The organism is Vibrio marisflavi CECT 7928, from assembly GCF_921294215.1.
Classification (GTDB): Bacteria; Pseudomonadota; Gammaproteobacteria; order Enterobacterales; family Vibrionaceae; genus Vibrio; species Vibrio marisflavi.
This window is the reverse complement of sequence record NZ_CAKLDM010000002.1, coordinates 122082-136002: the sequence shown is the minus strand read 5'-3', so window position 1 is coordinate 136002 and position 13921 is coordinate 122082. Positions and strand designations below refer to the sequence as shown.

11 protein-coding genes and 8 tRNA genes are annotated in these 13921 nt (G+C 44.0%); all 19 read right to left on the bottom strand.

What is annotated here, in order from left to right; genetic code table 11:
- Positions 1-46 precede the first annotated feature (46 nt).
- Positions 47-643 (bottom strand): type VI secretion system contractile sheath small subunit, encoded by a 597-nt coding sequence (gene tssB, locus L7A31_RS07445; RefSeq protein ID WP_237360883.1) that lies wholly within the window; start codon positions 641-643, stop codon positions 47-49.
- A gap of 276 nt (positions 644-919) precedes the next feature.
- Positions 920-1534 carry a transglycosylase SLT domain-containing protein gene (locus L7A31_RS07440; protein ID WP_435532885.1) on the bottom strand — a complete coding sequence of 205 codons (615 nt, stop codon included), beginning with the start codon at positions 1532-1534 and terminating at the stop codon, positions 920-922.
- Between the two features lie 15 nt (positions 1535-1549).
- Positions 1550-3115, bottom strand: coding sequence for a glutamate--cysteine ligase (gshA, locus tag L7A31_RS07435; RefSeq protein WP_237360881.1), 1566 nt, complete (start codon positions 3113-3115; stop codon positions 1550-1552).
- A 240-nt stretch (positions 3116-3355) separates the two neighbouring features.
- The gene (locus L7A31_RS07430; RefSeq protein ID WP_237360880.1) at positions 3356-6214 is read right to left on the bottom strand and encodes a M16 family metallopeptidase; all 2859 of its coding nucleotides are present in this window, start codon (positions 6212-6214) and stop codon (positions 3356-3358) included.
- 3 nt (positions 6215-6217) lie between these two features.
- Positions 6218-6685 carry a YqaA family protein gene (locus L7A31_RS07425; protein WP_237360879.1) on the bottom strand — a complete coding sequence of 156 codons (468 nt, stop codon included), beginning with the start codon at positions 6683-6685 and terminating at the stop codon, positions 6218-6220.
- The gene (locus L7A31_RS07420; RefSeq protein ID WP_237360878.1) at positions 6679-7629 is read right to left on the bottom strand and encodes an NADP-dependent oxidoreductase; all 951 of its coding nucleotides are present in this window, start codon (positions 7627-7629) and stop codon (positions 6679-6681) included. The genes L7A31_RS07425 and L7A31_RS07420 overlap by 7 nt, the downstream gene beginning before the upstream one ends.
- Before the next feature lie 126 nt (positions 7630-7755).
- A complete protein-coding gene (locus tag L7A31_RS07415; protein ID WP_237360877.1) occupies positions 7756-8886 on the bottom strand; it encodes a sodium ion-translocating decarboxylase subunit beta in 1131 nt (376 codons plus the stop codon).
- A gap of 14 nt (positions 8887-8900) precedes the next feature.
- Positions 8901-10679, bottom strand: coding sequence for a sodium-extruding oxaloacetate decarboxylase subunit alpha (gene oadA, locus L7A31_RS07410; RefSeq protein ID WP_237360876.1), 1779 nt, complete (start codon positions 10677-10679; stop codon positions 8901-8903).
- Positions 10680-10708: 29 nt separating this feature from the next.
- Positions 10709-10960 (bottom strand): oxaloacetate decarboxylase subunit gamma, encoded by a 252-nt coding sequence (locus L7A31_RS07405; RefSeq protein WP_237360875.1) that lies wholly within the window; start codon positions 10958-10960, stop codon positions 10709-10711.
- 224 nt (positions 10961-11184) lie between these two features.
- A tRNA-Arg gene (locus L7A31_RS07400) sits at positions 11185-11261 on the bottom strand.
- Positions 11262-11299: 38 nt separating this feature from the next.
- A tRNA-Arg gene (locus tag L7A31_RS07395) sits at positions 11300-11376 on the bottom strand.
- Positions 11377-11410: 34 nt separating this feature from the next.
- Positions 11411-11487, bottom strand: a tRNA-Arg gene (locus tag L7A31_RS07390).
- 38 nt (positions 11488-11525) lie between these two features.
- Positions 11526-11602: transfer RNA gene (locus L7A31_RS07385), tRNA-Arg, on the bottom strand.
- A 34-nt stretch (positions 11603-11636) separates the two neighbouring features.
- Positions 11637-11713: transfer RNA gene (locus L7A31_RS07380), tRNA-Arg, on the bottom strand.
- Between the two features lie 67 nt (positions 11714-11780).
- A tRNA-Ser gene (locus L7A31_RS07375) sits at positions 11781-11873 on the bottom strand.
- A 13-nt stretch (positions 11874-11886) separates the two neighbouring features.
- A tRNA-Arg gene (locus L7A31_RS07370) sits at positions 11887-11963 on the bottom strand.
- 30 nt (positions 11964-11993) lie between these two features.
- Positions 11994-12086: transfer RNA gene (locus L7A31_RS07365), tRNA-Ser, on the bottom strand.
- Positions 12087-12270: 184 nt separating this feature from the next.
- Positions 12271-12468 (bottom strand): carbon storage regulator CsrA, encoded by a 198-nt coding sequence (gene csrA / locus L7A31_RS07360; protein WP_004415691.1) that lies wholly within the window; start codon positions 12466-12468, stop codon positions 12271-12273.
- Between the two features lie 100 nt (positions 12469-12568).
- Positions 12569-13747 (bottom strand): aspartate kinase, encoded by a 1179-nt coding sequence (locus L7A31_RS07355; RefSeq protein WP_237360874.1) that lies wholly within the window; start codon positions 13745-13747, stop codon positions 12569-12571.
- Positions 13748-13921: the final 174 nt, after the last annotated feature.

The following is a 13921-nucleotide window of genomic DNA, read 5'->3' as shown; positions in this document are numbered from 1 at the left end:
TTAACCTGAGGAAATTAACTGTCGCGAGAGTTGGGATGCTCGCGTTTTATGCTTTAGACTCTTCCGAGTTATCGCTCGGCTCTGCGTTATCCTTCGCGCTATCAGTGCTGATCTCACCATCGATGACACCCTCGACTTTTTTCATCAAAGAGTAGTTGTCTAATTGCGGGATACTTTCTTTCAGAGCTTGTAGCTGAGCTTGATCAGAGAAGATATTGTCGATGGTTTTTTTCAAGGTTCGATTGTTATCGATGTCCTTTTCAAAACCAGACAGCATTTCTTTTAGCTGAAGAAGTGCATTAATTTCGGGGATTTTTTTCGCCAAATTTTCAGGTTTAAAATCCTTCATTGAATTTAATTCAAAGTTTAAATTCAACATCGGTGATTTAGATGGGTTAATACTATTTGGAACAGATACGTTGAGAGAGATCCCCATATCTTTTAATGAAGAGTTGATACCATGCTTTAACGTTCGAACTTCTCTTTCTTCAAACGGAACTTGTGCATCTTTTGATTTTCCTGCAGAAAAATCACCAAGTACCATCATTCTATAAGGGAGTTCTTTTTTCTTTTTTTCACCTTCCACTCTGGTGTCGTATTGAATCATCAACCTTGACTTAGGAAGCTTCTTATTAATTGCCATAATTACCATTCGTGGTGATTTATTAAACACCGCGCCACTACAATATTAATTTGTAGAAACTATAGCGATTGAGGGATTAAGGATGGGTTAACAAAAATATATTTCTGGATATAAAACAGCCAGTAATGACAATATTATTTATTAATACAAATAAAGCACATAGTAGAAATAAATTAATAACATTATAGAAATGTAAAGTTATTTAGATGGCTTACACAACCTCTAAAATAAAGAAGGCTTGAGTTTCCCCAAGCCTTTTACCTAATCTACATTGTTCTAGAAGAACCAGCTGTGCTCCTCTTCTTCGAGGCGTTTTCGACAGCGCCTTAATTGCCAGTCGTAAGTCTTAGCATTTCTTTCCACCTTTCTTGCGACTCTCATTAGCCAAGGTTGATGCAAGTAAGTTTTATGCTCATAACCCGATCGACCTTCATGATACGCAAGATATTGTCGGTAGGGGTCCCAAAGGGAGATACCCAAAATCCTACGTGTTTCATGGGTATACCAGCCAACAAACATAATGGAATCTCTGAAGTCAGTTCGAGAGCCTGAATCTCCTGTTGCTCGGACGTACTCATCCCAAACAGGATCTTGCGCCTGTGAATAGCCGTAGGCGGAGCTGGCTCTACCAGTAGGAATAAGGCCTAAGAAATATTGTTCAGGAGGTTGCGCGTCATAGTGGAAATGGCTTTCTTCTTCGATAATCGCCATTGCAACATTGATGGGAGTTCCCCACTCTTTTTGCATTTGTACGGCATCTTCATACCAGCCGGGCTCTTGTTCGAAAATAGCGCAAATATTGCCTTGATCAGTTGGAGTAGGTGTAGCACAGCCTGCAACCAAGGCCGCGCAGCCCAACAAAGCTGCGCGGCGAAACCACTTGGTCATCATCTACATCGTGGTCCTTTATTTTAAGTAAGAGAAATAGTCCTCTAAAAACTCGTCAAATGTCATTTGATCGCTTTGTTCGATCTCACGTTGAGCTTCTATCGACCTCGTCGCTTCCTCTTCCATAAGCTTCTCGGAGTACGCCTGATATTGATGAGACATACGTTGAGAATAGTATTCTTCCCCTAGTTGGCAGCCAACCTTACCTAGACCACCTAATTCTTTAGTCAGTTCTAGAAGCTGGCCTGATATTGTCTGCTCGGGATTATCAATACACTGGCGAAGGGCAAAGCACGTTTTGGCGTACTCTTCTCCACCTTGCTGTGCATCCATCACTGCGGCGATTTGCTCTAATTCATCAAATACTCGGTGAGCCCACTTCTGCAAACTCAACCTCTCGCCTTGGCAGCCAATTTGTAACTCAAGTCCCGGAGTACGGCCTTCGAGAATGACTTTATTCCAATTCTCTCGCCAACACTCTAACTCACAGTTATCCATAGAATCGGACTTAGTGAGTAAACTCCAAGTTAAAAATAGGTCTAAAAAGCGAATTTGTTGCTCAGAAATTCCTATCGGGCTGAACGGGTTAACATCCAAAGAACGAACTTCGATATATTCCACTCCACCACGCTCTAGCGCTTCCGAAGGCTTCTCACCTCTTTCCGCGACTCGCTTTGGTCGAATAGGTGCATACAATTCGTTTTCAATTTGCAGAACATTGCTGTTTAGCTGACGATAATCGCCATCCACTTTTACGCCAATCTTGGCAAACTCTTCCGAAGGTGTTCTTATCGCTTTATTTAGCCCCTCTAAGTACTGCTCAATGCTATTGAAGCCAATTTTCAAGGAGCTTTGCGCATCATTGGTGTAGCCAAGGTCGCTTAAACGTAATGATGTCGCTTTAGGCAAATAAAGAGTTTCACCTATCTTTTCAAACGGCAGCGAAGACTCTCGACCTGCAACAAAAGAAGAGCAAAGTGCCGGTGAAGCGCCGAAGAAATATGGGATCAACCAGCCAAATCGATAGTAGTTTCGAATCAAGCCAAAATAGGCGTCCGATTTACTTTGTTGTCTTTCTTGCTCTGATTGCTCGCCAAATAGGTTATCCCAAAGTGCTTCAGGAAACGAAAAGTTAAAGTGAACGCCAGAGATAATCTGCATCAAGCTGCCATAGCGATGCTTTAGACCTTTACGATATAAGGTTTTCATCTGACCAGAGTTAGATGTGCCATATTGAGCGAGCTGAATCGAGTCGTCACTCTCAACAAAACACGGCATAGAAAGCGGCCACAACTTCTCTTGACCCATTTTGCTCTGAGAAAAATGGTGAATGTCGTTGAGCTGAGAAATTATCGTTGGAATATCATGAGAAACAGGCGTGATAAATTCGAGCAGCGATTCAGAGTAGTCGGTCGTTATCCATTTATTGGTTAGTGGAGAGCCTAAACCTTTTGCATGTGGCGTAGACGCAAGCTTTCCTTGCTCATGGTATCTCAACGTTTCACGCTCAATACCACGACCTAGCTGTTTAAATACTTCACCATGGCTCGCAGCCATCTGAAGTCGAGAAGAAAAATCAGTCAAAATGAATTCACTTATATTCTATGCCCTTTCGCTTTACCGCTAGGGCTTGCTCGCAGTTAGACAAGCAGACAACACCAAGGCTACTGATTTATGTATATAACTCAACAACTACAAATCTTTTGATCAACGTTTTTGTAGAATTCTGCCATTGGCTTTACACCGAAAAACATTGACGTAAGTTATACGTCAATGAAAGGTATTACATATCTGCATTGCACCTTTAGATACTTAATGTGTACTCTAATGGATGATTTCAAGCTGTTCCATCGGAATAGACAATTTTTCTAACTGCGGCGCCAATGATTTCGCGTCACCAACCACAATAATCTGATAGTCATTGGGGTTAAACCATTTTTTTGCGACTTTATCCAACGTAGATTTTGATACCGCATCAACAATCTCGTTGCGTTGTTGCAGGTAGTCCTCATCCAAGCTGAACGTCAAGATATTGCTCAAGAGATTAGCTTTGTCCGAAGGCGTTTCGTAGGTCAGAGCATCTTGTTGACCAACGGCTTGACGCATAAAGTTCACTTCTTCACGAGTTAAACCTTCTTGGCTAAAACGCTTCATCTCTTTGTCGATTTCCACAATAGAAGGAACCGTAGCGTCCGCTCTCACTTGAGCGGTAAAGACAATCGCACCTGTTTCACGATTGGATGCCAAGTAACCACTAGCACCATACGTAAAACCTTTATCTTCCCGCAAATTTTGATTAATGCGGCTGTTAAAGTTGCCAGCTAGGTTGAAATTTGCAAGCTGAGTCAAGAAGACTTCGCCAGTGGCATCAAAAGGTAGCCCTTGGCGCACAAAACGCACGATACTTTGTGGCGAATTGGGCTTGTTGACCAGATAGATTTTTTGGCCATGCAGCGGTTTCACCACTTGAGGCTGAATCAAAGGAGGCACGTCGCCTTGCCATTGCTCGAAAAAAGCTAGATCTTTCTTTATCTTACTTTTACTAATGTCACCAACAACAATCACCTGAGCACCATGTGGCGTGTAATGCTGTTGATAGAATGCTTTCACATCTGCCAGCGTAAGTGAACTGATAGATTTGATGGTGCCATCACTTGAACGAGCAAAAACTGAGTCACCAAACAGTACCTGTCTTGTCGCTTGAGATGCTAACCAACTCGGCTTTTGATGCTGGTATACGATGCCTTCCAGAAACTGCTTTTTCACTCGGTCGAAATCTTTCTGGTTAAATGCCGGATGAAACAGCATCTCTTCGACAATGCTTAACGTCTCTGGCAAGTTCTTGGTTAAGCTAGAAATAGAGATGGCAGTTGAGTAAGTGCGCGCATCAAAGTCCACATAACTGCCTAGCTTGTCGAGTTTTGCTTGCAGCTGCTCCATTGTATGTTTAGTCGTCCCTTCTTGAATCAGTGCTGCAGTTAAACCAGCCACACCTTCTTTGCTAGCATCGACCTGACGCTCTCCCGCGGGAAGCTTAATTTCTATTTGTACTGTGGGGGTTTCTGTTGCTTTTGTGCCAAGTAGCTCAGCGCCATTTTTGAAGTGCAGCTGATAAAGCTCTGGCATATGTGATTGAACACTCCCAGCGACAGGTGGCATCTTTGAACGATCAAAATCGTCTTGAACTGTACGATAATTCAGATCACTGTCTTTTATTTTGCTGTACTTTGGCAAAGTGCGCTTAGGAGTGACAAAGGTTGCTGCCTTGACCGCTTTTTCCGGTTCATTTTTCGGAACGACGCTAAGGACAACTTTATAGTGGTTGTTAATGAAGTCCTCATATGATTGCATGACAGACTTCGGAGTCACGGCCTTTATCTCGTCTAATCGAGTTTGCGTTCTATCTGGTTGATCATAGAAAGTTTGGTTATAGGCTAACTGCGTCGTTTTTCCTCTTACGCTCTGCAAATGAAAAACTGCACTCGCTTCAGCTCTACCATTGATTTGATCCAACCTAGATTGTTGAACCCCACTATCCTGAAATTCTTTTAACGCGTTTTGAACGTCGTGGTAAAGCGGCGCTAAGTTACCCTTATCGCCCGAAGGAGCCATCGCATAGATGTAGAAGGTACATGCGAGCTCTCCACAATCTTGATACGCGCCAGCATCAACCGCCTTCTGGGTCTTGACTAATTTTTGGTATAAAACGCTATTTGGCCCACTACCCAATACTTTAGCTAGCGCATCTAACGAGGCTTGAGATTTTGCACCGCGGTATTCAGTCGGCCACCCCATCACTAGCATAGGTTGCTTAATAGAGTCTTGAAGAGTGATAAATCTATCTTCCGGTAACTTCGTCGGTTGCTTCTCTGCATTTTTTACTTCAGGCCCTTTCGGAATAGAGCCAAAGTATTTATTAACCCATTCAAGGGTTTGATGTACATTAATGTCCCCACCAATGGTAAGCACCGCGTTGTTTGGCCCATACCAACGAAGGAAAAAGGCTTTCAAATCATTAACATCAACACGGTCGAGATCTTCGACATAACCGATCGTTTGCCAAGAATATGGGTGCCCTTCAGGATATAGCGCTTCCCCCATTCTCTCCCACATCAGTCCATACGGTCGATTATCATAATTTTGCGCCCGCTCATTTTTAACAGTATCACGCTGGATTTCAAATTTATGCTGAGACACCGCACCAAGCAAAAAGCCCATTCGATCAGATTCTAGCCAAAGTGCTTTCTCCAATTGGTTTGCAGGTACAGTTTCAAAGTAATTGGTCCGGTCACGATTGGTTGTGCCGTTGAGGGTGCCACCAGCTTCAGTGACAATTTTGAAATGTTGCTGATCGCCAACATGCTCCGAGCCTTGGAACATCATGTGTTCAAAGAAATGAGCAAAGCCAGATTTTCCAGCTTCTTCACGAGCTGAGCCGACATGGTAAGTGACATCGACATGAACGAGAGGATCGGAGTGATCTGGAGAGAGAATAACAGTTAAGCCATTGTCTAACACATACTTCGAGTAAGGTATCATCACCTTACCCGGCTGCACATCGACTTCCTCAACAAGCTTTACGCCATAAGGCAAAGAGGAAAAAAATGGAAGGGAAGAACTACCGTTACTTGAGCACCCGGAGAGCACAAGTGACATCAAAACACCTAACCAAATTTTTTTCATTTTTCATCCCTTAAAAATTCCATAAAAAATAGCAGCCAGCAGGCTATATCTTAACGCCTTACCGACGAAGATCATGATGGTGCTTGGAATCAGTTTCATCCTTAACCAGCCAGCAGCTAAACAAAGCGGATCGCCTATTACGGGCAACCAACTGAACAGTAACGTCCAGTAGCCGTACTTATTTAACCACAACAAAGCTTTATGACCATGTTTTTCTTTGTCAGTTCGATTTGGTATCCACAAACCTAACCAATAATTGGTTAAGCCGCCAAGTGTGTTACCAACCGAAGCAACAAGAACAACAATTGAAGGGTGATATTGATGAAGGCTCAGTGTCGCAAGCAATGTTGCTTCTGAGCCTCCGGGTAAGAGTGTTGCACTTAGAAAACCTATTATGAATAGAACCCATAATGCTGAATCTGAGAACCATAGTGCGAAAGTATGGAAGGCTGCGTTAAACGCCTCTAACATTTCATATCAAGTAGTACCTTGCCTCTAGTGTGCCCTGTTTCTATTTGTTTGTGAGCCTCTGCCACATCGCTCATAGGATACACTTTTTGGATTTCAGTTTTAAGTAAACCAACACTGACCATATACAGCATGGTATCTAGCTGCTCTGGATCGGGTTCGACCATCATTCCAGAAGCTTGAAAACCTAACATTTTCGCTTTTTCGCAAATCATTTCAGCGCTAATGGTCGGCACAGTAACAATCCTTGCATTGTCTCGTAGGCATTTCATCGCATCTAATGCCGCATCTCCACCGACAAGATCGATCAACACATCCACTTCTTCTAAACGCTCGGAAACAGGCGCAAATTGATAGTTAATAGCATGAGCACCTAAGGTTGCCATGTAATCAAGGTTACTTTCACTACAGGTCGTATAAACTTCTGCTTTTGCTGCAACAGCAACTTGAACAGCTAAGTGGCCAACACCGCCAGCTCCTGCGAGGATCAAGACCCTATCACCTTCAACGACTTGCGCTGTATCTAATGCCTGTACGGCGGTTTGTCCAGCGAGTGGCAACACTGCTGCAGCTTCAAGGGTTACAGCTTCAGGTATTAAACTGAGTTCGCTTTCCGGTACTGAAATATATTGGCTGTAGCCTCCGCCTGTTAGAGGGAACCCGATAAAGCCAACGACATTATCACCAGCCTTAAACTTACGTGTGCCTTCTGATACTTCAACCACTTCGCCCGATACATCGTACCCGGGAACCCATGGCAATTTATCTTTGTTTCTCTCAGCAGCCCATCCCAAACCAGCTCGCGTTTTAACATCAATAGGGTTCACACCTGCAAAAGATACTTTAACTAATACTTCTCCCGGTTGAGGTTTTGGGACCGGTGAAGTTTGAATCGACAGTACTTCTGGTCCGCCAAATTGAGTAATAGCAATTTGTTTGTTTTCCATTGCATCTGTTCCCTATTAACTAAAAAAGAAGGGATGCTAAAGCATCCCTTTGAATATATAACATTTCTTGCAAATAAGTTAACTAATCGCCTATAAAATACTCGATAAACGTTTTGTAGGTGTGAGTTAGCCAACCAAAGCAAGCAAAATTCCTGCAGCTACAGCCGACCCTAATACTCCTGCGACATTAGGTCCCATTGCATGCATAAGCAAAAAGTTTTGGGGATTGGCGTCAAGGCCGACCTTGTTCACAACCCTCGCAGCCATTGGCACCGCAGACACGCCCGCAGCACCAATCAACGGATTGATGTCTTCTTTCGAAAGCCAATTCAACACCTTAGCCATCAATACACCAGCCGCAGTACCAATACTAAATGCCACTGCTCCCAGCGCTAAAATCCCTAACGTTTCCAGATTGAGAAACTTGTCTGCCTGAAGCTTGGAGCCAACACCTAAACCGAGAAAGATGGTGACAATATTGATCAGCTCATTTTGCGCAGTCTTAGATAAACGCTCCACAACCCCCGCTTCTCGCATCAAATTCCCTAAGCAAAACATACCTACCAACGGTGTTGCAGATGGCAAAAATAAAATTGTCATTAGCAATACAACAATCGGAAAAATGATCTTCTCTAGCTTACTCACATGCCTCAGCTGAGCCATTTGGATCTTTCTTTCAGACGAAGTGGTTAAAGCTTTCATGATTGGCGGTTGGATAATAGGGACCAACGCCATGTAACTGTATGCAGCGACCGCGATGGCACCCAACAGTTCAGGGGAAAGCTTGCTTGCCAAGAAAATAGCCGTTGGACCATCAGCACCCCCAATAATGGCTATTGAAGAAGCATCTGCCATTGAAAACTCCATACCCGGAATGAAATTCAACAGAATGGCACCAAACAATGTCGCAAATATACCAAACTGCGCGGCCGCCCCGAGCCAAAGTGTTTTAGGATTAGCAATAAGCGCCCCAAAATCCGTCATTGCTCCAACACCCATAAAGATAAGCAGTGGGAACACACCAGATGCAATGCCAACTTCATAGACGTAATACAACAACCCTCCGGGCTCCGTAAATCCAGCATTCGGAATATTCGCTAAAATACAGCCGAAACCAATCGGCAAAAGCAGCAGTGGTTCAAAGCCTTTTCGTATCGCCAGAAAAATCAGTCCTGCTCCCACGAGCATCATACAGATCTGACTAAATTCAAAATTGGCGATCCCTGTCTCTAGCCATAGGGTCATCAACGCATCCATGAGTGTCTCCCTATTTAAGCTATCGTCAGAAGAGGAACACCAACCGTAACTGAATCGCCCTCTTTCACTGCGATACTTAGCACTGTTCCACCTGCAACAGCGCGAACTTCTGTTTCCATTTTCATCGCTTCAAGAACAATTAGAACGTCCCCTTCACTTACTTGCTCTCCCACTGCAACATTTACTTTGAAGATATTACCAGCCAAAGGGGCAACAACAGGCTCTGCAGCGGAATTAACAACGGGAGCTTGAGCCACACTTGAAGCCTGTTGAGGAGTCACCGATTCTAACTGTCCTTGCGGACCGACTTCGACTTCATAAACTTGACCGTCAACTTTAACACTGTAGGTTTCAATCGACTTGGAAGAGGGCGGGACCGGCTGCGCTGTTTGAGAAGGAACATCAGCAGATGGAGTCGGCTCAAACGCATCTGGATTGTTTCGGTTTTTAAGAAAGTTAAGCCCAATTTGAGGAAACAGTGCATAAGTCAGCACATCATCAACTTCGTCATCAGCCAACCGAATACAGTCTTTCTTAGCTAGATTTTGCAGATCACTAGTCAAAGATGAAAGCTCATCTTCAATAAGATCAGCAGGGCGACAGGTGATCGGGTCTTGACCATCCAATACTTTTGCTTGTAACTCTGTGTTCAACTTAGCAGGTGCTGCCCCGTATTCGCCCTTGAGTACTCCAGCAGTTTCTTTAGTAATGGTTTTATAGCGCTCGCCAGTTAGCACATTGATGACTGCCTGCGATCCAACAATTTGAGAAGTCGGAGTAACAAGCGGCAAATAACCGAGATCTTCTCGCACTTTAGGGATCTCCGCTAACACCTCATCAAGACGATCTTCTGCGCCTTGCTCTTTAAGCTGAGACTCCATATTCGTCAGCATTCCGCCCGGAACTTGCGCAACCAAGATTCGCGAGTCCACACCTTTTAACTGCCCTTCCCATTTCGCATATTTCTTTCTCACTTCCCTAAAGTAAGCAGCTATAGGTTCCAGTTTCTCAAGCTTTAGGTTTGTATCTCTTGCTGTACCTTCCAACATGGCGACGACAGTTTCAGTTGGAGTATGGCCATAAGTACAGCTCATCGAAGATATCGCCGTATCGAGCATATCGACCCCAGCTTCTGCAGCCTTAACTGCTGTCGCAAGAGAAAGTCCTGTTGTTGCATGACAATGCAGAGCCAATGGAATATCACATGATGCTTTGATTTCTGTGATTAACTCTTCCGCCTCATAGGGTTTTAATAGGCCTGACATATCCTTGATACATAGAGAGTGGCAACCAATATCTTCCAGTCTTTTAGCTAAATCGACCCAAGTCTTAGCGTTGTGTGCTGGACTAGTGGTATAGGACAAGGTGCCTTGTGCATGGGCTCCAACATCTATTGTTGCTTTCACTGCGGTTTGAAAGTTACGAATATCGTTCATCGCATCAAAGATACGGAAAACATCCATGCCATTGTGGTGGGCTCTTTCTACAAACTTGGTAACTACATCATCGGCATAGTGTCGATATCCAAGTAAGTTTTGCCCCCTCAATAGCATCTGCATAGGCGTTTTCGGCATCGCCTTTTTTAATTCCCGTAAACGCTGCCAAGGATCTTCTCCCAAATAACGGATACAAGCATCGAAAGTCGCGCCCCCCCATGTTTCTAAAGACCAATATCCAACGTCATCGAGCTTCGCTGCGATAGGAAGCATATCCTCGATACGCATTCGAGTAGCAAATAGTGACTGGTGCGCATCACGCAACACAACATCCGTGATCGAAAGTGGCTTTGTCATAATTGGACGATCCTTTAATCCATTAAAATCTATTTTGTATTCCGTTTACGATATTGATGAACAGCGCTGCTAATTGCCGATATTATCTGTGGGCTAGTCGCCTGAGAGGTATTGGTATTACTAGAGGTCGTTCTCGGAGTCGGTAATGGCTCTTCCTTAGGCACCACTCTTGCCATAACTGAAACAAGAAACACCAAAATTGTGAGAAATAGAAAAACTGCAGCCATCCCCGTGATCATGAGTGTCGCAGCGTTTTCTAACAGACTTCCAATATCCGTCATTATCATTCCTTATCTCAGACAACTAAAAACAAGCATCTTGAAACTGGTTAAACATTGTTCTTAAGAAGTTATCCCGAATGATGTTTTTTTGTCAATTTAACGACTTAGATTATGGGAATTAACACTTAGTAGTAGAAGCGAATACTGTTTAGATCACAGAATTGGTTTTGAAATTAGGCAGAGCTAAAACGAAAAAACCCCGCCGAAGCGAGGTTTTAAAATGATGGCGCGCTCGGAAGGATTCGAACCTTCGACCGCCTGGTTCGTAGCCAGGTACTCTATCCAGCTGAGCTACGAGCGCGCAGAAACTAAGTTAAAATAAACCAAGTTGTAAATAAGTGGCGCGTCCTGGAGGATTCGAACCTCCGACCGCCTGGTTCGTAGCCAGGTACTCTATCCAGCTGAGCTAAGGACGCACGGTTTCGACATAATATCGAAATTTTAAAATAATGGCGCGCTCGGAAGGATTCGAACCTTCGACCGCCTGGTTCGTAGCCAGGTACTCTATCCAGCTGAGCTACGAGCGCGCAGAAACTAAGTTAAAATAAACCAAGTTGTAAATAAGTGGCGCGTCCTGGAGGATTCGAACCTCCGACCGCCTGGTTCGTAGCCAGGTACTCTATCCAGCTGAGCTAAGGACGCACGGTTTCGATATAATATCGAAATTTTAAAATAATGGCGCGCTCGGAAGGATTCGAACCTTCGACCGCCTGGTTCGTAGCCAGGTACTCTATCCAGCTGAGCTACGAGCGCGCAAGGCTGTGAACTATATCACAACACATTTTATTTGAAACAAAAAAATTGACCTATGGTCAATAAATGGCGGTGAGGGAGGGATTCGAACCCTCGATACGGCTACAAACCGTATACTCCCTTAGCAGGGGAGCGCCTTCAGCCTCTCGGCCACCTCACCGTGTTTCAAATTATGGCGCGTCCTGGAGGATTCGAACCTCCGACCGCCTGGTTCGTAGCCAGGTACTCTATCCAGCTGAGCTAAGGACGCGTTTCACTTAAAAACTAAGTGCTGCAAGAATGGCGGTGAGGGAGGGATTCGAACCCTCGATACGGCTACAAACCGTATACTCCCTTAGCAGGGGAGCGCCTTCAGCCTCTCGGCCACCTCACCGTCTTGCGGAGGCACATATTACGATTTACCAAAAATAAGTCAAATACTTTCTTGGCAAAAAACAATAAAATTTCAGTTAATTGTTGGCTATTTAATCAATGCGGTGAGAAATCGCACTTAGGTATGAAATTGGGTGAAAAGTTAGGCAAAAAAAAGCTAGCGAATTCGCTAGCCTCTTTCGGTCTTAGTAGTTGCCTGACGCAACGTTACCATTCCCTTTTTCGGCTTGGATTCGCATGTAAATTTCTTCACGGTGAACAGAAACTTCTTTTGGAGCGTTAACACCAATACGTACTTGGTTACCTTTTACTCCAAGCACAGTTACTGTTACTTCATCACCGATCATAAGTGTTTCGCCTACACGGCGAGTCAAAATTAGCATTCTTTGCTCCTTGAGTAATCTCTGCTTTACTTGCTACGACACCATTATCCACCAAAAGTGACAATTTCGTAAACACTCTTTTAGGGTGCAAGCACCCCATTTATGCACGTTTTTGGTGAATTTCGAGCATTTCGTTGGTCGCAATGTACGAATCATGAAGCAAGTTAGCTGCTTTGTCGATAGATTCTGCTGACAAAAATAACATTAATGAACGTTCATTGACATCGAAATGCACGATTTTAATCATATGCTGTGCTAATAGTTCGCTGGCCGAACTGATTAATTCTCCAGCTCTTCCTCCCACTAAGGTGAGTAAGCTAGTTGGCTCTACATGATTAATTTCATTTTCAAACAACAAATTGAGCTTAGCTAATTGTTGCTGATTTATCATGATATTGCCAAATTGTTGATCCGTCGTTGTGCCCCATATCTGAATTCCGAGCATTTGGCACTGCTGAACAACACTCGCCATTTGATCGCTAGAAAACTGGACCGATAGCAATGAGCGTTGTAACGCCAGCCCACATACTGGTCTAGGGCAATCTTCACCTTTCACTAAACTGCCTGGGCCGTTATCAAAAGTAGACAGTACGCGCAGAGGCACATCATTTTGCCAAGCATATTGTACTGAAGGCAAGTGGAGAACCTTGGCACCTTTTCTTGCCATCTCTTCCATCGTCGGGAAATCAATACTGTCTAGCTTTCTCGCTGTCGGCACCACACGAGGATCGCAAGTGTATATCCCATCAACATCGGTAAATATCTGGCACTCATCTGCTCTCAAAGCGCCAGCTAATGTCACGGCTGTCGTATCAGAACCACCTCGTCCTAGCGTTGTGATATCCCCTTCGGTATTAATACCTTGAAAGCCAGCGACAATCACTATCGACTCTTGATCGAGTAATCGCTTAATTGGCGTGGTATCAATATGAGTAATCGTTGCGTCATTGAACTGATTGTTCGTCAAAATTTTCGCTTGTCCACCCGTCAACGATCGCGCAGGATAGCCTAGCTTTCCTAGCGTCATTGCAAGAAGTGCCATAGAGACTTGCTCACCAGCAGACAACAAAACATCAAGTTCTCGCGCGTGAGGAACATTATCGACTTGCTGAGCTAAACTCATCAATCGATTAGTCTCTCCTGACATAGCAGACACGACGACGACAACTTGATTACCATCATTCTTAGCTTTAATGATGTGTTTGGCAACAGCATGAATTCTGTCGACAGAACCAACAGACGTTCCACCAAACTTTTGCACGATTAGGGGCTTTTTCACCAGTCTTCACCTTCCCGAGATCAGAGTCTCATTGGTACTACTTTGAACACACTGAAACTAGGTTCACCAAATCAAAGTAGTCATAAAATAACAAAACCAAGTCACTGTATTGTTCGAATAACCCTAAACAATGACAGAACTTGGTTTCCATAGATATCATGCCCTTAACTTAGT